At 66.9% G+C, this 20,453-nt stretch carries 16 protein-coding genes; 12 read left to right on the top strand and 4 right to left on the bottom strand.

The window, feature by feature from the left end; genetic code table 11:
- Positions 1-59: 59 nt before the first annotated feature.
- The 4 genes from MF607_RS08825 to MF607_RS08810 are packed head-to-tail and all read left to right on the top strand — an operon-like array spanning position 60 to position 3,065.
- Positions 60-611, top strand: coding sequence for a shikimate kinase (locus tag MF607_RS08825; protein WP_242117616.1), 552 nt, complete (start codon positions 60-62; stop codon positions 609-611).
- On the top strand, positions 608-1,708 hold the full coding sequence (gene aroB, locus MF607_RS08820; protein ID WP_242117613.1) for a 3-dehydroquinate synthase: 1,101 nt from the start codon (positions 608-610) through the stop codon (positions 1,706-1,708). Before MF607_RS08825 ends, aroB begins: the two co-directional genes overlap by 4 nt.
- The gene (locus tag MF607_RS08815) at positions 1,708-1,869 is read left to right on the top strand and encodes a DUF2256 domain-containing protein (RefSeq protein ID WP_242117611.1); all 162 of its coding nucleotides are present in this window, start codon (positions 1,708-1,710) and stop codon (positions 1,867-1,869) included. Before aroB ends, MF607_RS08815 begins: the two co-directional genes overlap by 1 nt.
- A gap of 47 nt (positions 1,870-1,916) precedes the next feature.
- A complete protein-coding gene (locus MF607_RS08810) occupies positions 1,917-3,065 on the top strand; it encodes a GGDEF domain-containing protein (RefSeq protein ID WP_242117608.1) in 1,149 nt (382 codons plus the stop codon).
- Positions 3,066-3,069: 4 nt separating this feature from the next.
- On the opposite strand, the gene MF607_RS08805 is transcribed toward MF607_RS08810, so the two are convergent.
- Positions 3,070-3,474: a hypothetical protein gene (locus MF607_RS08805; RefSeq protein ID WP_242117607.1), complete on the bottom strand. Its 405-nt coding sequence runs from the start codon at positions 3,472-3,474 to the stop codon at positions 3,070-3,072.
- Between the two features lie 109 nt (positions 3,475-3,583).
- Here MF607_RS08805 and MF607_RS08800 point away from each other — a divergent pair, with 109 nt between their 5' ends.
- From MF607_RS08800 to lexA, 6 genes are all read left to right on the top strand, one after another.
- Positions 3,584-4,168 (top strand): anthranilate synthase component II, encoded by a 585-nt coding sequence (locus MF607_RS08800; protein WP_242117606.1) that lies wholly within the window; start codon positions 3,584-3,586, stop codon positions 4,166-4,168.
- On the top strand, positions 4,165-5,157 hold the full coding sequence (gene trpD / locus MF607_RS08795; RefSeq protein WP_242117605.1) for an anthranilate phosphoribosyltransferase: 993 nt from the start codon (positions 4,165-4,167) through the stop codon (positions 5,155-5,157). Before MF607_RS08800 ends, trpD begins: the two co-directional genes overlap by 4 nt.
- Positions 5,154-5,930, top strand: a complete 777-nt coding sequence (gene trpC / locus MF607_RS08790) for an indole-3-glycerol phosphate synthase TrpC (RefSeq protein WP_242117604.1) — start codon at positions 5,154-5,156, stop codon at positions 5,928-5,930. Before trpD ends, trpC begins: the two co-directional genes overlap by 4 nt.
- Positions 5,927-6,394, top strand: coding sequence for a cyclic pyranopterin monophosphate synthase MoaC (moaC, locus tag MF607_RS08785; protein ID WP_242117603.1), 468 nt, complete (start codon positions 5,927-5,929; stop codon positions 6,392-6,394). The genes trpC and moaC overlap by 4 nt, the downstream gene beginning before the upstream one ends.
- A gap of 265 nt (positions 6,395-6,659) precedes the next feature.
- A complete protein-coding gene (locus MF607_RS08780; protein ID WP_242117600.1) occupies positions 6,660-7,838 on the top strand; it encodes a molybdopterin molybdotransferase MoeA in 1,179 nt (392 codons plus the stop codon).
- A 53-nt stretch (positions 7,839-7,891) separates the two neighbouring features.
- Positions 7,892-8,554: a transcriptional repressor LexA gene (lexA, locus tag MF607_RS08775; protein WP_242117598.1), complete on the top strand. Its 663-nt coding sequence runs from the start codon at positions 7,892-7,894 to the stop codon at positions 8,552-8,554.
- Between the two features lie 183 nt (positions 8,555-8,737).
- Here the strand turns inward: lexA and MF607_RS08770 are convergent, their stop codons facing one another.
- A complete protein-coding gene (locus tag MF607_RS08770) occupies positions 8,738-10,876 on the bottom strand; it encodes an alpha-glucuronidase family glycosyl hydrolase (protein WP_242117595.1) in 2,139 nt (712 codons plus the stop codon).
- A 209-nt stretch (positions 10,877-11,085) separates the two neighbouring features.
- On the opposite strand from MF607_RS08770, the gene MF607_RS08765 reads away from it, so the two are divergent.
- Both MF607_RS08765 and MF607_RS08760 read left to right on the top strand, forming a co-directional pair.
- Positions 11,086-12,312: an MFS transporter gene (locus MF607_RS08765; protein WP_431311920.1), complete on the top strand. Its 1,227-nt coding sequence runs from the start codon at positions 11,086-11,088 to the stop codon at positions 12,310-12,312.
- Positions 12,309-13,469: an endo-1,4-beta-xylanase gene (locus MF607_RS08760; RefSeq protein WP_242117590.1), complete on the top strand. Its 1,161-nt coding sequence runs from the start codon at positions 12,309-12,311 to the stop codon at positions 13,467-13,469. Before MF607_RS08765 ends, MF607_RS08760 begins: the two co-directional genes overlap by 4 nt.
- Positions 13,470-13,889: 420 nt before the next feature.
- Here the strand turns inward: MF607_RS08760 and MF607_RS08755 are convergent, their stop codons facing one another.
- Positions 13,890-18,119 (bottom strand): translocation/assembly module TamB domain-containing protein, encoded by a 4,230-nt coding sequence (locus MF607_RS08755; RefSeq protein WP_242117587.1) that lies wholly within the window; start codon positions 18,117-18,119, stop codon positions 13,890-13,892.
- Positions 18,119-20,290, bottom strand: a complete 2,172-nt coding sequence (locus tag MF607_RS08750) for an autotransporter assembly complex protein TamA (RefSeq protein ID WP_431311919.1) — start codon at positions 20,288-20,290, stop codon at positions 18,119-18,121. The genes MF607_RS08755 and MF607_RS08750 overlap by 1 nt, the downstream gene beginning before the upstream one ends.
- Between the last annotated feature and the right edge of the window lie 163 nt (positions 20,291-20,453).

The raw sequence follows: 20,453 nt of genomic DNA, 5'->3' as shown, positions 1-20,453 counted from the left end.
CAAAGAAGGCGACGCGCCTTTTGCCCGATCGGTTGGGCGGCTGTATAGCCCATCGTTCGATGCTGCAAATTCAAGAATCCATTCCCCAGCCGCCGCCACCCTGGACCGGACGTCCGATCGTCCTGGTCGGGTTGATGGGCGTCGGCAAATCCACCGTCGGCCGGCGGCTTGCCCAACGCATGAAGCTCGATTTCGTCGATGCCGATCACGAGATCGAACATGCCGCGGGCATGACCATCGCCGAAATCTTCGAGCGGTTCGGCGAGGCGCATTTCCGCGACGGCGAACGCCGGGTCATCGCCCGACTGATCGACGGCACGCCCAAGATCATCGCGACCGGCGGCGGCGCATTCATGCAGGAGGAGACGCGCGCGCTGATCCTCGACCAGTCGCTGGCGATCTGGCTCGACGCCTCGCCCGAAATACTGGCCGAACGCGTCCGCCGCCGCGACACCCGTCCCTTGTTACGGGGGAAGGATCCGCGCAAGGTGCTGACCGAACTCGCCCGTATCCGCAATCCCGTCTATGCGCTTGCACCGATCCATATCGTCAGCCAGCACGCGCCGCACGACGCCACCGTCTCCGCGATCCTGAAAGCCATCGGCCAATGACCGTCATCCCCGTCGCCCTTGGCGACCGCAGCTACGACATCGTGATCGAGGACGGCGTGCTTGCCCGTGCCGGCGACCATCTTGCCCCCATCGCGCGCGGGCGACGGATGGTGATCGTCGCCGATGCCAATGTACCGATGCACCTTGCGACCCTGCGCGAATCGCTGTCGGCAGCGGGTGTGGCGAGCGAGGCGATCGAGATCCCGGCGGGCGAAGGCTCGAAAAGCTGGGCTACGCTCGAACGGCTGCTCGATTCGCTGCTGGCGCTCGGCGTCGAGCGCGGCGACCATATCGTGGCGCTGGGCGGCGGGGTGATCGGCGATCTGGTCGGTTTCGCAGCCGCGATCCTGAAGCGTGGCTGCGGCTTCGTACAGGTGCCGACGACCCTGCTCGCACAGGTCGATTCGTCGGTCGGCGGCAAGACCGGGATCAATACCCGCGCAGGCAAGAATCTGGTCGGCGCCTTTCACCAGCCGGCATTGGTGCTGATCGATCCGACCACGCTCGACACGCTGCCGCCGCGTGAAGTCCGCGCCGGCTATGCCGAGGTCGTCAAATATGGCCTGATCGACGATCCCGACTTCTTCGCCTGGTGCGAGACGAACGGTTCCGCGCTGCTGGCCGGCGACCCTGAAGCCCGCGCCCACGCCATCGCCCGGTCGGTTACGGCCAAGGCCCGCATCGTCGGCGCCGACGAACGCGAGACGACTGGCACGCGCGCGCTGCTCAACCTCGGTCACACCTTCGGCCATGCGCTGGAGGCGGAGGCCGGGTTCGACGGATCGCTGCTGCATGGCGAGGGCGTGGCGGCCGGCATGGCGCTGGCCTTTGCCTATTCGGCCGAACAGGGGCTGTGTTCCGCCGCCGATGCCGACCGCGTCGCGGCGCATCTGCGTGACGCCCGCCTGCCCGACGGTCTCGCCGCCGCCGGTATTTCCGCGTCGGGCGAAACGCTGGTCGCGCACATGCTGCATGACAAGAAGCGGGAGGGCGGCACGCTGCCCTTCCTGCTCGCACGCGGTATCGGGGCGACCTATCTCGACCGCTCGGTCGATCTGAAACAGGTCGCCGCCTTCCTGAACCGCTGCCCTCGCTGATGCCGCGGGGCGTCGCCAAGCGCGATCTGCCGACCAAAATCTGTCCGGTATGCGAGCGGCCGTTCGCGTGGCGCAAGAAATGGGAACGCGACTGGGACAAAGTCGTCTACTGCTCAGACCGCTGCCGTCGCACGGGGCGTGCGTTAACCGATCCGCAGTAGCGCCATGGTACAGCGCCGGCCTCCAGCGTAATTCGGGGGCCGGCTTCATGGAACACCAACGACGGGCGCGGCTGGGCAACGGATCTATGCTGGCGTGGCTGGTCGACCCCACGACGGACGTCCCCGCCGACACCCGGCCGATCCTGCTCGGTTCGCTGCTGTCCGCATCGGGCGTCGTGCTGGTCGGTGCATTGTCGGGCATCTTCATCGCGGTCGCCGCCGCATTGCGCACCGGATCGCGGCAATTCTGGGTGTTCGCCGCGATCGAGGTCGTGCTCGTGCTGCTACGGCTGCGTGCGATCCGACGCAGCGAACGCCATTTCCGTGCGGGGACGCTGCCGACCGTCGATCGTTCGGTCCTGCTGACGATCGGCTGGTGCGCGCTGCAGGGCATCACCGGCTTCGCCATCGCGCTGACCGGCGATCTGGTGATGATCGTCATCGCGACCGCGTTCATCCTCGGCCTCGTCGCGCCGATCTGCGCCCGCAACCACGCCGCCCCGCGACTGGCGGTCCTGCTGGTGATGCTGTGCGATCTCCCGTTCAAGATCGGGCTGGCCTTTTCGGGCCATCCGGTCCTGTGGGTGCTGATCCCGCTCTGCTTCCCGCTCTTCGCCAGCATCTGCGTGCTGCTGCGCAACGTCGCGGCGGTCATGGCCGCCTCGTTCAACGCGGCCGAACGCAACCGCTTCCTTGCCGGACACGACGCACTGACCGGCCTTGCGAATCGCTACGGCCTCGACGAGCGGCTGGCGGCGATGGCCGTCCGCCCGCTCGCGTTGCTCTGTCTCGACCTCGACCGGTTCAAGTCGATCAACGACCGGTACGGCCATGGCGCGGGTGATGCGGTGCTGGTCGCGGTCGCCGCGCGGCTGCGCGCCATGGCGGGGGATGGGGCACTGATCGTCCGGCTCGGCGGCGACGAATTCCTGCTCGCCGTCCCCGACCGCGACCCCGCACAGGCCGAAGCGCTCGGCCGGGATATCGCCGCCGCCATCACCGACGGCCGCATCCCGCTCGAGAGCGGCGACCATGTCGCGATCGGGACCAGCATCGGCTATGCCTGTTATCCCGAAGACGCGACCTCGGTCACTGCACTGCGGACCCGCGCCGACGACGCGCTCTATGCCGCCAAGCGCGGGGGCGGCGGCATCCGCCGGTATCGTGCGCCGGCGACGCTCCCCGACGCCGCCTGACGCCTCAGGGAATATCGCGCTCGGCCGCCTGCTGCTGGCGCCGCTCGGCGAACCATTGGCGCAGCATCGCCTGGGTACAGCCGGTCTGGCCGCCGGTACCGATCACCGAACAGCTATTGGGCCGCGTCGCCCGCGCCGCCTCCATCGCCACGTCGGCGCGCTGCGCCCAGCTCGCATCGGCCGACCGTTGCGACGGCGGGTCGCGGAAGCGCTTGGGAATGCGATAGCGTTCATTTTCGTTCAGCCGCGCGCATACCACGATTTCGTCGTCGCTATCGGGTTTGGGACATTGTTCGTCGCCATAGACGGTCGCGTTGCGCACCCGTTGCGGCGGATCGGCCGGCGCATCCTGCGCGAGCGCCGGCCCCGCGATCGCCAATGCCAGTCCCGCCAAAACCCAACGCGCCATCGCAAATCTCCTCGACGCCGACCATAACGACGCGGTCCGATGAGCGCAGGCTGAACGGCCGACACGTTCGGAGCGTTGCACACCGCCCACGACGCGCTATGGCGGTGCCATGATCCTCGTCATCGACAATTACGACAGCTTCACCTGGAACCTCGTCCATTATCTGATGGAGCTGGGCGTCGAGGTTCGCGTCGAACGCAACGACGCGATGACCGCCGCACAGGCGGTCGCCAGCAACGCGCAGGGCTTCCTGATCTCGCCCGGCCCCTGCACCCCGACCGAGGCGGGCATCTCGCTCGACCTCGTCGCCGCCTGCGCCGAAACCCGGCGTCCGCTGCTCGGCGTCTGTCTCGGCCATCAGGCGATCGGCCAGCATTTCGGCGGAAAGGTCGTGCGCGGCGGGCTGATGCACGGCAAGACCTCGCCGATCGAGCATGACGGCACCGGCCTGTTCGAAGGTTTGCCGTCCCCCTTCACCGCCACCCGCTATCACTCGCTGATCGTCACCGACATTCCCGACAGCCTGACCGTCAACGCCACCGCGTCCGACGGCAGCGTCATGGGATTTCGACACCGCGACCTGCCGATCCACGGCGTGCAGTTCCACCCCGAAAGCATCGCCACCGAACATGGGCACGCCATGCTCGCCAATTTCCTGAAGGACGCGGGCCTGCCTGCGACGATGCCGGCATGACCGTCACCACCCTGCTCCCCGATCCGTCGACCCCGCTCAGCCACGAGAGCGCCGCCGAAGCCTTTGCCGCGATCCTCGACGGCACCGTCGGCGACGAAGCCATCGCGACCTTCCTCACCGACCTCGCCATCCGCGGCGAGACCAGCATCGAGATCGCCGAGGCGGCGCGCGCGCTGCGCCACCGGATGATCCCGATCGCGCCGGTCCCCGGTGCAATCGACGTCTGCGGTACCGGTGGCGACGGGCATCACACGCTCAACGTCTCGACCGCCGTCAGCCTCGTCGTCGCCGCATCGGGCGTCCCCGTCGCCAAGCACGGCAACCGTGCCGCCAGCAGCAAGGCGGGCGCCGCCGACACGCTCGAGGCGCTCGGCCTCGACATGATCGTCGCCGGAGCGATGGCCGAATCAAGTCTGCACGACATCGGCATCGCGTTCCTCTTCGCCGCCAACCACCATCCGGCGATGCGTCGCATCACCCCGATCCGCCAGCGTATCGGCCGGCGGACCATTTTCAATCTGATGGGCCCGCTCGCCAATCCGGCGCGCACCACCCGCCAGCTGATCGGCATCGCCCGCCCCGATTATGCCACCGTCTATGCCGAGGCGATGGAATTGCTCGGCGCCGAAACCGCGCTGATCGTGTCGGGGGAGGAAGGGCTCGACGAAATCTCCGGTGCCGGTCCGACCATCGTCGTCCCCGTCGGCATGGCCATGGCCGACCGCATCGTCCCCGAGGATGCCGGCCTGCCCCGCCATCCGATCAGCGCGATCCGCGGCGGCGACGCGGCGCATAACGCCGCCGCCCTGCGCGCTCTACTCAAGGGCGAACGCGGGCCGTACCGCGACGCGGTCCTGCTCAACGCCGCCGCCGCCCTTCTCGTTGCCGACGCCGCCACCGACCTGCGCGACGGGGCGGAACGCGCCGCCGACACCATCGATTCCGGCGCCGCCGACCGCCTGCTCGACCAATGGATCGCCTACGCATGACGATGCTCGACACCATCCTCGCCACCAAACGCGCCGAGGTCGCCGAGCGGAGCGCCAGCGCGAGCATCGCCGATCTCGACGCCCGCGCGACCGAACGCAGCGCCCCGCGCGGCTTCCGCGCCGCGCTCGACGCAAAACCCGGCCACGCGCTGATCGCCGAGATCAAGAAGGCCAGCCCGTCCAAAGGGTTGATTCGTCCCGATTTCGACCCGCCGGCCCATGCCCGCGCCTATCAGGCGGGGGGCGCCGCCTGCCTGTCGGTGCTGACCGACGTCCAGTATTTCCAGGGTGCCGACGACTATCTGGTCGCCGCTCGCGCGGCGTGCGACCTGCCGGTGCTGCGCAAGGACTTCAACGTCGATCCGTGGCAGGTGGCAGAGGCCCGGTCGCTGGGTGCCGACGCGATCCTCATCATCGTCGCCGCGCTGTCCGATATGCAGATGGCGGAGATCGAGGCGGCGGCGATCGAACGCGGCATGGACGTGCTGGTCGAGGTCCACGACCGCGCCGAACTCGATCGCGCGCTTCTTCTCCGTTCGCGCCTGATCGGCGTGAACAACCGCAATCTCAAGGACTTCTCGGTCAGTTTTGATCGGACCTATGAACTGGTCGGCCACGCGCCGGCCGGCTGTACCTTCGTCGCCGAAAGCGGCCTGAGCACCCGCGCCGATCTCGACGCGATGGCCGAACACGGCGTCCGCTGCTTCCTGATCGGCGAGGCGCTGATGCGGCATCATGATGTCGAGGCGGCGACGCGGGCGATGATCGGATGAGCCTCACCCATCTCGACGCCGATGGCAGCGCCCATATGGTCGATGTCGGCGGCAAGGCGGTTACCCAACGCATTGCCGTCGCAACCGGCCGCATCACCATGTCCGCCGAGGCATTGGCCGCGATCTGCGACGGGCTGGTGAAGAAGGGCGACGTGCTCGCCGTCGCGCGCGTCGCCGGCATCATGGCCGCCAAGCGCACCAGCGACCTGATCCCGCTTTGCCACCCGCTGCCGCTGACCAAGGCATCGATCGACTTCGCATTCGAGGACGATGCGATCCGCGTCGGCGCGATCGCCGCGACCGAAGGCAAGACCGGCGTGGAAATGGAAGCTTTGACAGCGGCTTCCACCGCATTGCTTACCATCTACGACATGGCCAAGGCGATCGACAAGGCGATGGTGATCGAGGGTGTGTGCCTGCTGGAGAAGCAGGGCGGCAAGTCGGGCGACTGGCTGCGCGGTTGATTTACCGCGGAAGCCATATCGTCACCCTGGGTCGCCCCAAACCTTTCTGAAAATGCGGGACGGAGCCAAAGCCAAACCGTACCCCGGCGAAGGCCGGGGTCTAGTTGGGGGACGTGAGTAACCTACGGAAAACCCTTCCCAACTGGACCCCGGCCTTCGCCGGGGTACGGCTAGTTTTGTGGATAGATTTGCGACTTCCATAGTAGCTTCGATTCAGTCCTCGCTAAAAAAAACGCCCACGCGCCCCCTCTGAAAAGGCCCACCCATGAGCCTCCTCCCCGTCGCCGAAGCCCAGACCCGCGTCCTCGCACTCGGCCGCGCAGCCGCGCCCGAAACCCTCGCCATTGCCGACGCCATCGGCCGCTTCGCCGCAACCGACATCGTTGCCCGTCGCACACAGCCCGCGCGCCCGCTCTCAGCGATGGACGGCTACGCCATTCGTTTCGACGACCTCCCCGGCCCGTGGGACGTCATCGGCGAAAGCGCCGCTGGAGCATCCTTCGCCGGCAACGTCGGCGAGGCGCAGGCCACCCGCATCTTCACCGGCGCGGCGATGCCCGACGGCACCGATTGTGTGCTGGTGCAGGAGGAGGCGAGGCGCGACGGCACCCGCCTGCACCTGTCGGGTGAAGGTCCGGTGCGCGGCGGCAATGTCCGCCGCGCCGGGCTCGACTTTCGCGAGGGCGAGCTGCTGATCGCAACCGGCGAACGCATCACCCCCGCCCGGGCCGCACTGGCCGCGATTGCCGGCCACGGTACATTGTCGGTCGGTCGCCGCGTCCGCGTCGCCATCGCCGCGACCGGCGACGAACTCGTTCCTGCCGGACAGGCCATCCGCGACGACCAGCTACCCGAAACCAACGGCCTGATGATCGCCGGCCTGCTCCGCGACCTGCCCGTCGATCGCATCGATCTCGGCATTCTGCCCGACCGGATGGACGCCTTGGTCGACACCTTCACGAACGTCGACTGCGACCTGCTCGTCACCACCGGCGGCGCTTCGGTCGGCGACCATGATCTGGTCCGCCCCGCCCTCAAGGCGGCAGGCGGGACGCTCGATTTCTGGCGGATCGCGCTGCGACCCGGCAAGCCGATGCTCGCTGGAACGTTGCGTGACGCAGCCGTACTCGGCCTGCCCGGCAACCCCGTATCGTCGTACATCACTGCCCTGTTGTTCGTCCGGCCACTGGTTGCGCGAATGGCAGGGGCTTACGATCCCCTACCACGCACCGTCCGCGCGACGCTCGCCCATCCCCTCCCCGCCAACGGCCCGCGACAAGACTATCTTCGCGCCACGCTGGTCGATGGTCAGGCATCGACCGCTGCCATCCAGGACAGTTCGATGCTGCGGACACTTGCACGTTCAGACTGCCTCATCATCCGCGCCCCGCACGCGCCGGCGGCCGATGCGGGCGACTCGGCGGAAATCCTGCAACTCGCTTGACGGCAAGCAAATCGTTTCCTATTGGTTCCACGTCTGTTCCGACGGAGGACCCCATGCTGACGCGTAAGCAGCACGAGCTGATCTGCTTCATCGATGACCGGTTGCGCGCGACCGGCGTATCTCCTTCGTTCGAGGAGATGAAGGAAGCGCTCGACCTGAAGTCCAAATCGGGTGTCCACCGCCTGATCTCGGCGCTGGAGGAACGCGAATTTATTCGCCGCCTGCCCAATCGTGCCCGCGCACTCGAAGTGTTGCGGATGCCCGAGCGACCGGTCGCCAAAAAGGCCGCGGCAAAACCGGCCGCTGCCCCCCGCGCCGCGCCGCAGCCTGCCAACGACGTCATCGAACTGCCGCTGCATGGCCGCATCGCCGCCGGTGTCCCGATCGAGGCGATCGAGGGGCAGGCGACGCTTCCCGTTCCCGCCGCGCTGCTCGGTGCCGGCGATCACTATGCGCTCGAAGTCGCCGGCGACTCGATGGTCGAGGCCGGCATTCTCGACGGCGACTATGCGCTCGTCCGCCGGACCGAGACCGCCCGCGACGGCGAGATCGTCGTGGCGCTGATCGAGGATAGCGAGGCGACGCTCAAATATTTCCGGCGCGAAGGGGCGATGATCCGCCTCGACCCCGCCAACCGCAGCTACGATCCGCAGCGCTATCTCCCCGAACAGGTGCGCGTGCAGGGCAAACTGGCCGGCCTCCTCCGCCGCTACTAACCCCATTCCCTTTCCCGGCGCGAGAGGGAGGGAACGGCAGAGCTGCGGAAGGGTGAGAGCGATCTTACCCCCGCAAACCGCCTGTTAAGACTCAGTCGCACTTGCACACAAACCGCGTGCAAGTGTGAACTTTGTGAACTTTGGCGCCCCGCCCGGCTTCTTCGACCGGGCGGGGCGTTGCCGTTACTTGCCGTTCCCCGGCGCCCACGGAGTCCGTATTGCCTTGTAATAGCTGGCCGGATGCGGCGGCGGCGTTACCCCGGCCGGGATCGGACGGCCCGACACTTCCGCGAAGTACGCGATGCACGCATCGCGCCACCACTGCGCCTCCTGCCGCTGGATCGCGAGGAACTGGTTCACCTCGGCAAAGCGCCCGGCATCGACCTTCCCCTCCATCGCCGCCCAATGCGCCTGCATCGCCGTGACCTCGGCCACGCCGCGGTCGTACTTCGCGACCAGTTCCTCCCACAGCGTCCGCCCCGACGCCATTCGCCGGTCCCATGACACATGATGGAACCACAACAGCAGGTTTTCAGGCACTGCCTTGGGATCGCTGAACTTTCTGGCCAGCACCGGCGCATATTGCGCGGCGGCGTTGCTCCCCGACGGCGTCCGGTCGAACCCGATGCCGTTCCGGTCGGCCTTGTGGAAATAGACCGGGTTCCAATCCTCCCGCGCCAGATCGTCGACCCACGGCCCCGGCCCGTAATGATGCCCCGTCGCGAACAGGTGGTTGAGCCCCAGCGGCATCATGTAATCGACGACCGCCTCATGCGACCGCATCATCATCGCGACGATCGGCTCGGCCGCCGCCTGCCCCCATGTCATCGCCGCCCAGTCGCGCGCGATCTCGCGCGCATCGCCGTCCGGGTTCCATGCCAGCCGCCCGAACGCATACCAGTTCGCCTGATCGAATTGCGATCCCGACCAGTTGCGATCGGTGCCGATGTTCGACACCCCCGCCATCCCCGTCAGCGCGCCCGGCCGTACCGGCGTGTCGAGCACGTCGGCGACCGTGGTACCCTTGCGCGGACGATAGGTGTCGCTCCGCAGCACCTCTTGCCACAGGGTCCCGAGATAGACGAGGTGCGTGGCGAACCCCATATATTCCTTGGTGATCTGCACTTCCATCATCAGCGGCGTGCGCGGCATCGCCCCGAACAGCGGATGGAAGGGTTCGCGCGGCTGAAAGTCGATCGGACCGTTCTTGACCTGCACGATCACATTGTCGGCGAACTTGCCGTCGAGCGGCGCGAACTCGCTATAGGCCTGTCGCACCCGATCCTCGGGCTTTTCATTGGCATAGACGAACGCCCGCCACATCACGATCCCGCCATGCGGCTTGAGCGCGCGGGCCAGCATGTTGGCGCCATCGGCATGGCTGCGCTTGTAATCGCCCGGTCCCGGCTGCCCCTCCGAATTGGCCTTGACCAGGAACCCGCCGAAATCGGGAATGCGGGCATAGATTTCGTCGGCCTTCGCCTTCCACCACGCCGCGACCTGCGGATCGAGCGGATCGGCGGTCTTCAGCCCCCCGATCTCGATCGGTGCGGAGAACCGGGCCGAGACATAGACCTTGATCCCCCATGGCCGGAACATGCCGGCCAGCTTTTCGATCTTGCCCAGAAATTCGGGCTTCAGGATATCGGCGCTGGCATTGACGTTGTTCAGCACCGTCCCGTTGATGCCGACCGACGCATTGGCGCGCGCATAGTCGGTGTAGCGCGGGTCGGAAAACCCCGGCAGCTTCTGCCAATCCCACAACGACCGCCCGGCATAACCCCGCTCGACATAGCGATCGAGATTGTCCCAATGGTTGAGCATCCGCAGCCCAAGCTTCGGCCGATCCACCACCGACAGATTGTCGATCGATCCACCGGTCTGCGCCATACGGAGCAGCCGGAACGCGCCATATAGCACGCCAATCGGCCGGTTCGCGGCCACGACCGTCACCGGCTTTCCGTCGACCGTCGCCGACCGCACCACGAACCCCTCATCGCCAAGGCCGGCCAACGGCAACCGTAACGCCGCGATCCGAGCCGACCTGGCCGTGCCAATGACGATCGCACCAGTTGCCACGTTGCCCGCAGCAACCGCGCGGCCGGTCAGGCCGGTTATTCCCCGTACAAGCTCCGCCGCCGCCAGTTCGATCGTCGGATCCATTTCGTCACGGACCACCGATGTCGCACGCTCGGCAACGGCGCTCGCCTGTGCCGTCGGCAACGGTCGGTACCGCAGCCAAAGATCATAGCCGTCCTCGGCGCGCGCCGGCGCGGTCCATAGCCCGCCGACCAGCACGATCCATCCCAACCATTTCAGCATCCGGCATCCTCTTTTCGTCCCGTCTGACCGACGGCGTTGACACGGGCATATCATGCCGACCATGGTAGCGCTACCACGTCCAAGAGCGTGGAATCGGAGAGCGCATGACCCTGAATCCCCCCGATCGCGCGGGTGCAGCCGCAGTTGCGGCCAGTTCCTTGCCGCCCTTGGCAAAGCCCGCCGGCCGGGTACGCTGGATTGTCTGCGCGATGTTGTTCTTCGCGGTGGTGCTGTCCTATGTCGACCGGCTGGTGCTTGCGGTCCTCAAGCCCGACCTGGCGCAGCAATATGGCTGGTCGGAAACCGGCTATGCCGATCTCGCTTTCTATTTCCAGCTTGCCTACGGTCTCGCCTATGTCGTCGCCGGGCGTATCGTCGACCGGATCGGCGCGAAGGCCGGCTATGCACTGGCGATGATCGTGTGGACGATCGGCCACGTCCTGCACACCGCCTTCACTTCGACCAGCGGCATGATCCTCGCGCGGATGCCATTGGCAGCAGGTGAGGCCGGCACCTTCCCCGCCGCGATCGCCGCGACCAACGAATGGTTTCCGAAGCGGGAGCGGGCGTTTGCGATCGGGATATTCAACGCGGGGTCAAATATCGGGGCGTTGCTGACGCCGTTGCTGGTGCCCTTTATCGTTGTGACGCTGGACCTTGGCTGGCGGGCGGCGTTCTTCGTCACGGGCGCGCTATCGGTCGTCTGGCTGGCGGCGTGGTTCGCATTCTATCGTCGGCCGCGCGAAAAGGCGTCGTTGTCGGCCGAGGAACTGGCGTGGATCGAGGCCGACCCGGTCGAGCCGCAGCGCCACGTCCCTTGGGCACGGATGTTCCGTATTCGCCAGACCTGGGCCTATATCGCCGGACGATTCCTGATCGATCCGATCTGGTGGACGTTCCTGTTCTGGTTGCCGGATTTCTTTGCAAAGTCGTTCAACCTGTCGATGAAGGAATTCGGCCCGCCGCTGATCGCGGTCTATCTGCTCGCCGATGTCGGATCGGTCGCGGGCGGGTGGCTCAGCACCCGACTGATCGGCAGCGGCATGTCGATCGGACGCGGACGCAAGACCGCCATGTTCTGCGCCGGACTGTGCGCCGTGCCGATCGCCGGAGCAGTCTATGCGCCGAGCATGTGGATTGCGGTCGGGTTGATCGGGCTGGCCTGTGCCGGGCATCAGGGCTTTTCGGCCAATCTCTATGCGCTGCCCGGCGACCTGTTTCCGCGCTGGATGGCGGGGTCGGTGGTCGGCATCGGCGGGCTGGCCGGGGCGGTCGGCGGCATGTTGATGGCGAAGTTCGCCGGGGCGATCCTCGAAACCGTCGGCAGCTACCAACCGATCTTCATCGTCGCCGCCTGCGCCTATCTGCTCGCGGTCGCGGTCATCCACCTGATCGTGCCCAACTACACCCCCGTCGATGGAAAGGCCGTCGCATGACCATGATCGATCGCCGCAACTTGCTTGCGGGCAGCGCCGCCCTCCTCGCCGCCACGACGGCGCGCGCGGCGGATGCACCCACCGATACGCTGAAGGCCGCCGCCGCCAGCAAGGGCCGCCGCTTCGGATCGGCCTTTGCGTGGAGTCCGCCGGGCGCCGATGCCGGATCCTTCGCCAACCCGGCCTATGCCGCGTTGCTCAAGCGCGACTGCGACGTGCTGGTCCCCGAAAATCAGATGAAGTGGCAGGCGATCCGCCCCGCCGCCGATCGGTTCGATTTCAGCCGCTTCGATCCGATGGTCGAATGGGCGACGACCAACGGCTTCGCCCTGCGCGGTCACACGCTGCTCTGGGCCTATTCGAAATGGTTTCCTGCATGGCTGAACAATCATGATTTCGGCCAGCGGCCCGCGGTCGAAGCCGCCCGCATCCTCGACCAGCATATCGATACCGTCACCAAACGCTATGGCCGCAAGATCGAAAGCTATGACGTCGTCAACGAAGCGGTCGATCCCGATACGGGGGGCTTGCGCGAAACATCGCTGTCACGCGCGATGGGCGGCACGGCGGTCGTGCTGGACCATGCGTTCCGCACCGCCCGCGCCGCCGCGCCACATGCGGAACTGGTCTATAACGACTATATGAGCTGGGAAGACGGCAACGCGAAGCACCGTGCGGGGGTCCTGACGCTGCTGGAGGAGTTTCGCCGTCGTGGCACGCCGGTCGATGCGCTGGGCGTGCAGTCGCATATCGGTCTGTTCAAGCCGACAACCGATGCCGGCGCGGTCGCGAAGCGGCTGGAACCCGAATGGCGCGCGTTCCTCGACCGGGTGACAGGCATGGGATACCGGCTGGTCATCACCGAGTTCGACGTGCGCGACAAGGGTTTGCCGGCGACGATTGCCCCGCGCGACAAGGGCGTGGCCGACTTCGCGCGCGCGTATCTGAACATCATGCTGTCCTATCCACAACTGGGCGATGTACTCGCCTGGGGCATGAGCGACCGGTACAGCTGGTTGCGCGGGTTCGAACCGCGCACCGACGGGGTGATCGCGCGCGGCTGTCCCTATGATGTCGATTTCAGGGCCAAGCCGTTGCGTGGGGCGATGCTGGCGGCGCTGGCCGGGGGCGTGCAGCGGGCTGTTGTGGCCCGGTAGAGGGCTTCGTAGATCGCAGTTCTTTGGGATTTTGCAGAGGCGTAGGCCGTTCGTCCTGAGTGCCATTGAGCTTGTCGAAATGGCGTATCGAAGGACCATGATCGCGCGGTGCTTCGATTCGGGTCTTCGACTTCGCTCAGCCCCTACTCAGCACGAACGGTTCAAGTTCATCACCGTCTTGCTTGAGGGGCGAATCGCTTACTGCCGGGCTGAGGCTCCCTCGCCGGCAAACCCATCCCCGCCGCTTCATGGTAGGACAGTGAAGAACGACCTCACCTTAGCAGACGGTTGTTTTGCGGCGCTATTGCCCCGTTTTGGCAGGCACGGAGGGTTTATAGAATCAGCGAGGGCATATTTCAGGATGCCAATTTTGATCCAGTGCGACGCGACCGGGGCACCAAAGCGCCCCGGTCCACCCCGTCAATAATCCCGGCTGTAGCGCACCGAGGCGTTCGATCCGCCGAACGATCCCGTTTGCGACAGCACGCTGAGCGTACGGGTCAGGGCGATCTGGATCTGCGTGGCGGTGAAGCCGCGGGCGTCGGTGATGATCTCGATATAGATGTCGTCGGTCAAATATTTTCCCGCTGCCAACGAGGTGCCGCGGCCGGTCGCCTCGTCGCCGCCCAGCACGCGCAGCCGGTCGAAGCCGGTCGCCGAGCGGAGCTTGCCGAGCGGGTTGAGCCCGCCCCCGCCCGATCCGCGCAGCGAGTTGAGCGCGGCGGCCAGCTGGATCGCCTCGGTCGCCGACAGGTTGGTGACCGAGCTGCCGAACAACAGCCGCGACAGCACCTCGTCCTGCGCCAGCGCCGGAGTCGAGTTGAACGCGATCTGCGGCGCCTGCGCCGTGCCACTGACGTTGATCGACGCGGTGATTCCTTCGGCGGTCGTGCTTGCGACGATATCGATGACCGGGTTGGTGTAATTCTCCCCTTCGAAGCGGATGATGCCGCGTTCGACGTCGAACCGCTTGCCGGCGAAGGAATAGGTGCCGCGGACCAGTTGCAACTGGCCGTTGATCGTCGGCGCGGCGGAGGTGCCGCCGATGCGCAGATCGGCCTCCCATTCCGATTCCAGCCCCATGCCCGACACATACAGCCGGTTGTCGGCACGGACGCGCAGTGCGAGGCGGAACAACCCGGCCGACGCGGCCTGCTGCTGTTGCGGGCGGGTGGCGGCGGGGCGATTGGCGTCGCTCTTGCGTCGGACGCCGGTCAGTTCGGGGACTTCGGCCGCACCCTGGCGGATGATCTGATAGCGCGCCTCGGGAATGGTGAGGTCGCCCGAGATCAGCCCGCCATCGGCACCGTTCTGGATGCGGATATCGCCGGTCGCCGATGCGCCCAGCGCATCGCTGCGCGCCAGTTGCGCGTCGCGAAGCTGCGCCCGGATATCGATCGGGAAACCGCTGTTCGACGCCAGCCCGACCGTGCCCTGCGCGGCGATCGTGCCGTCCCCGGCACGGGCGCGAAGCTGGGTCAGTTCGAACCGGTCATTGGTGAAGCGGCCGTTGATGCCGAGATTGGTCAGCCGGGTGCCCAGCGTCTCATTCTCATAGGTCAGGTTGTTGGCACGGACGACACCGGTCAGCTGCGGCGATTGTACCCGGCCGCCAAAGTCGGCGGCGATGCCGATCGGTCCGCTCAACTGCTGATCGGCAAGACCCGCAAAGGAGAACAGCACGCCCGCCGGCCCGTTGTAACGAATGCCGCCAGACAGCGGTGCCGCCAGCATCCGCGTGACCCACGACCCACTGCCCGGGGGCAACGGCCGCAGGTTGGCAACCATCCGCCCGACAGTGGTCGTACCACGCCGGATCAGCGCGCGACCGCTGCCGCCCTCGGGCCGCAGGTCGCCCGCGAACACGATATCGACCGGCTCTGAGATCGAGGCGAGGCTGGTCCGCTGGAAATTGCGGATCGTCAGCCGGGCATCGGCGCGCGGGAAGCTCTGATCGGCGGCCTGCGCGAAATCGAGGCTGCCGGTCGCGGTGCCGCCGATGCCGGTGCCGGGCATGAAGGCATTGATGATGCTTAGGTCGAGCCGGTCGAGCCGCGTCTGGATCGACATGCCGTTGCCATAGACGCCGGCAGCGCGGATCGACCCCTGCGCGAAATCGATGCGCGTCGGGTACAGGCGATAGCCGCCCGGCGCCGACACGATCCGTGCCGGATTGACCGTCTTGAACGGGATCGAATTGGCGACCCCCTGCAACGCGACCAGATAGTCGTTCGGACGCAGGCGCGCATTGGCGGCGACACGGAACGGGACGCCCGACGATCCTTCGGCGAACAACTGCGCCGTGCCGTTGCCGCCGCGATAATTGACCTTGGCGCGGCTGCGTTCGAGCAGGAAGTCGCCCATCGACAGGTTGGCGACCTGCGCATCGGCGACGATTTCGGGCTGGTCGTACAACACGGCGGTGGCAGTGACGATCGCGCGGCCAATGCGAATGCCCATATTGCCGGGAATCGCGGCGTTCGATGCCTGTGCATTCACATCGGCGCGCTGATAGCGGCCCTGTGCCGACAGGCGGGCGATGCCGGCGATGCCCGATCCGGCAAAGTTGATGCGTCCGGCAAACGGCCCCGCATTCGTCGCCTCGACCCGGCCGTCGATATTGACACCGGCGAAGGTGGCGGAGCGGATATCGGCGACGAGCCGCGGCGCGGTCGACACCAGCACATCGGCGCGGAACGGGCCGTAGTTCGTGCCGCCTGTCGCCTGGATCGCATAGCGATCGCCCTGCCCGCGCACCCGCGCTTCGAGATTGACGAGGCCGACGCCGACGCCCGGCCTGGCCGCGCGCAACAGCACCTGCGGCGCGGCGACCGATCCGGTCACCCGCGCCGACAGCGGGCCATATTGGGTCGAATAGGCATCGGCATTGACCAGCAACGGCCCCGCCGGGTCGTATCGACCCGATCCGTTGGTGATGCGGAACTGTGGTGCGTTCATGCGCAGGTTCGAGAAGGTGATGATCCCGTCCGGGGCGACGCCGACATCGACGCGGGTGGTCGAGACATTGCCGCCGAGGAAGTTGCGGACGCCTTCGTTGAACAAACGCGTGGTCTGGGCGACGACGCGCCCCTTGATGCCGAAGCCGCCATTCGGCGCGGCATAGAGGCTGGCGTCGGTCGACAGGTTGAGGATGCCGATGCTGGCGACTTCGTAGTCGTTGATCCGCCCTTTGATCGCGCCGGTATAGCGGCCGGTGGTCAGGTTGGCGGCGACGATCGCGGTCGCATCGATCCGGTCGGAACGGATGCGCAGATTGTCGGACAGCACCTGATCGCCCGAAATGGCGAGGTCGCCATTGATCGCGACGTTGGTGACCAGCCCGCCGACCGCGGCGTTGAGACCGGTGATGCGGCGCGCCTTTGCCGCGATCGGGATCAGGATGCGATCGGCATCGACGGTCGCGCGACCCTCGGCATAGAGTTGCTCGACGACGGTCTCGCCAAAGCCGAGGGCGGCGGCCTGTACCTTGTAATCGACGGTCGGGGTGCCGAAGCCGCCGTCGAGGACGACGGCGGCACGAACCGAGCGGCCGTTGAGGTTGGGCAGGATCGCGCCGGGGGTGAGCAGCATCGCTTCGGTGCGGAAATTGCCGAAGCGGCTGTTGCCCAGATCGAGCAGGCCGGCGGCGTTGACCGCGAGCGCGCTGGAGCGAAGCTGGATGCGGGTTTCGGCCTTGCGATCCGCCAGCGCCGCGTCGATCGCGACGTCGAGGCGCGGCGCGGTCAGCCGCTCGACCGGTCCCTGCAGGATCAGTCCCGGCCGGGTCGAGCCACGCACGGTGAAGCGGCCATCGCGCCCGGTGACCGCCAGATCGGCGAGCTGCTGCCCACCGAGCGTCCCGGCCAGCCGGCCACGCCAGTTATTCCAGTCGCCCTGCCCGTCGATCGTCGCGGCGATCGGTGCCTTAAGTCCGGCCATTCCGGCGATCATGCCGTTCGCCGGACCGAGAATGCGTGCGTCGATGTCGAAGCGGTTGTCGTCGGGGACCGCGTCGAGCTTCAGCGCGACGCTGTCGCCGCCGGCCACACCCGGTGCGGCGATGGTCGCGGCATTGGCGGTCACCTGCGCCCGGCGGTCGGCAATGTGCACTTCGCCGTCGAGACGGGCGATATGGCGCTGGCCGGTGACGGCCTGGCCGACCTCGATCCGGTCGATGCGCAGGCGGTTCACGTCGATATCGTAATCGGGGAGCAGCGGCGCGTTGGGATCGCCGGGCGGCGTGTCCTTCAGCACCGGATTGCGGGCATAGCGGACCAGCGGGCTGGTCAGGCTGCGGATATCGACATGACCGTTGGCGAAGGCGAAGGGCCGCCAATCGAGCGCAATGGCGGGCGAATCGGCGAAGACGCCACGCGTATCGCTCAGCCGCAGGTCGCGGATTGTCATCGCACCGTAGAGCGATCCGTCGATCCGGCCGATATTGACCTTAAGGCCGGAAGCGGTGGTGTAGCCGTCGAGCTTGCTGACGAGGAAGCCGCGACCGGGCCCGGTGTTCAGTGCGAACACGAGCGCGACGACCAGCAGCAGCAGCGCGACGATCGCGATGCCGATCCATTTCAGGATACGCAGCCAGAGCGGGCGGTCGCGGACGATGACGGTGTCGGCGGCGGGCAGTTCGGCGTCGGTCATCAGAAGGCCTGCCCGATCGAGATGTAGAGCGCGATCTTCGATTCCCCCGGCCGCCGGGCGATCGGCGTGGCGACATCGACGCGCAGCGGCCCGAAATTGGTGTAGAAGCGGCCGCCGATGCCGGCGCCGAAGCGCAGGTCCGACCCCTTGGGCAGGCTCGATTCATAGACCTGCCCGGCGTCGAGGAACGGCACGATCCCGAAATTGCCGAAGCGGTAGCGCGCCTCGATCGCGAATTCGTTGAGGCTGCGGCCGCCGATCGGACGGTTCAGACTGTTGCCGTCCTCATCGACCTCGGGTGTGCGGGGTCCGAGTTCCTGGAACCCGAAACCACGCACCGACCCGCCGCCACCGGCATAGTAACGCCGTGAAGGGGCGAGGTCGTCGCGGGCGATGCCCTGGATCGATCCGGCGCGGGCGCGGCCCGCGATGACGATGCTCTCGCCGATCGGGTAATAGCCGGTGCCCTCGACCATGAACCGGCCATAGGGACGCGCGGCGCCCTGCACCGATGCTTCGGGGCTGACGTTCAGTTTCAGGCGGAAGCCCTTGGTCGGGTTGAGCAGATTGTCCGACGTGTCGAAGCCGGCGAACAGCGGCAGCGCGGCGATGCCATAGGTCTTGCGACGGCGCGCGCCGACATCGAAATCGTAGGTGTCCTCGTTGGTGCCGATCAGTTCGGCGCCATAGGCATAGGTGAAGCGCTTCTGCCAGATCGGCGTCGAGTCATAGGACCAGCGGATGCCGAGCGTACCGGTGAACGCCTCGAACGCGTCGTAATTGGTGCGGCTGGCATTGGCGAGGATCTGGAACGTGCGGTCGCGGCGACCGGCGTTCGAACGGCGGAATGTGACACCCGCGCCCTGTTCCTGCGTACCCGCGACACCGCGCACGATCAGCGCGCCTTCGGGCGGGAACAGGTTGCGATGGGTCCACGACCCTTCGAGGCGGATGCCCTGTCCGGTGCCATAGCCCGCCTCCCCCGCCAGCGTCCGCGCCGGCCCGGCATCCTGCCGCACCAGCAGGTTCACATATTCGGTGCCGTCGGGCGCAAGCTGCCCGGTCCGCTGCGGTTCGACCGAGACGCTGGAGAACAAGCCCGTCGACACCAGCGCGGCGCGCAGATCGTCGACCTTGCGATTGTCGTAGAGTTCGCCCTGCTCGAACCGCGCCAGTACGCCGACATGCTCGGCATCGAACGCCAGCTTGCCGGTGGTCGAATAGGTGCCGAACGACGAACGCGGCCCCGTGGTCACCGGCAGGGTATAGGCGCCGGTATAGGCGGTGTCGTCGAGCAGGATATCGCGCTGTCCGACCTCGACAAAGGGATAGCCTTGCTGCGGCAGCTTCAGGCTGACATTCGCCTCCGCCGCCTGAATGCGTTCGGCATCGACCGGGTCGCCGACCTTCAGCGGCAATTCGCGCTGGACGAGGTTGGGCGGTACAGTCGGCTGCGTATCCACGCGGATCGACCCGAGGGTGAATTGCTTCCCCGGAATGGCGGTGACGACGGCGCGGATGCGTTCGCCCGGCGGGTTTTCGATCGTCGAGGTCGCAGTGCCGTCATAATAACCCTTGGCCCGCATGATGCGGATCGCAAGCTGTTCGTCCTCGCGGGCGCGCGCCTGCACCATCGTCGCGTTCGCGGCCTTGCCCTTCCCCTCCTGCAACGACGACAGCGCCTTGAACTGCGCAGCGCCGTCAATCTCGTCGAGGCCGCGGATGACGGTATCGTAGCGGATCTCGACCGCCCGACCGTCCTCGACGCCTGCGACCTCGACCGGGGTGACGTCGAACGTCGACAGCGGCGGTAGCGGCTGGGCCAGTTCGGGTGCCTCGGGCAAGACTGCGTCAGGCAAGGTCTCGGCCGGGACCGACGCTTCCGTCGCAGGCGCTACCGGCGGCGTCACCGTTGCGGGAGCGGGCGCGGCGGCCTGGGGCTTGGCGGACTGCGGCGTCGGCGCGGCCGGCGCATCGAAACCGGACATCGGCTCGAGGGGCGCATTGATGTCGCCCGACAGCGTCGGCAGTGCCGCGTCGAATTCGGGATCGGGGACGATCGCGCCATCGGCGGCCGTACCCTGCGGCATGGAAGGAGCCGCGACCGGTGGCGGGTTCTGCGTCGTTTGGGCCAGCGCGGTCGGGGCAGTCATCGTTCCCGCCAGCAACATATAGATCGTCCGCGCGCGAAAATCCCCCAACGTTCCGTCCCCGTCCCCTTGTCCCGGGCATTGCAGCGCACAATCCCCGCCGCGTTTCCAAACGCGGTATCGAAGAATTGGTTCATATTGAAATTACGCTGCATCCCAACAAAGCGCGACGCGTTGGTTGCAG

Origin of the sequence: Sphingomonas lacusdianchii (assembly GCF_022664395.1) — a bacterium.
Lineage (GTDB): Bacteria > Pseudomonadota > Alphaproteobacteria > Sphingomonadales > Sphingomonadaceae > Sphingomonas > Sphingomonas lacusdianchii.
Note: the sequence above shows the minus strand (reverse complement) of the source record. Positions and strands in the feature narration are given on the sequence as shown.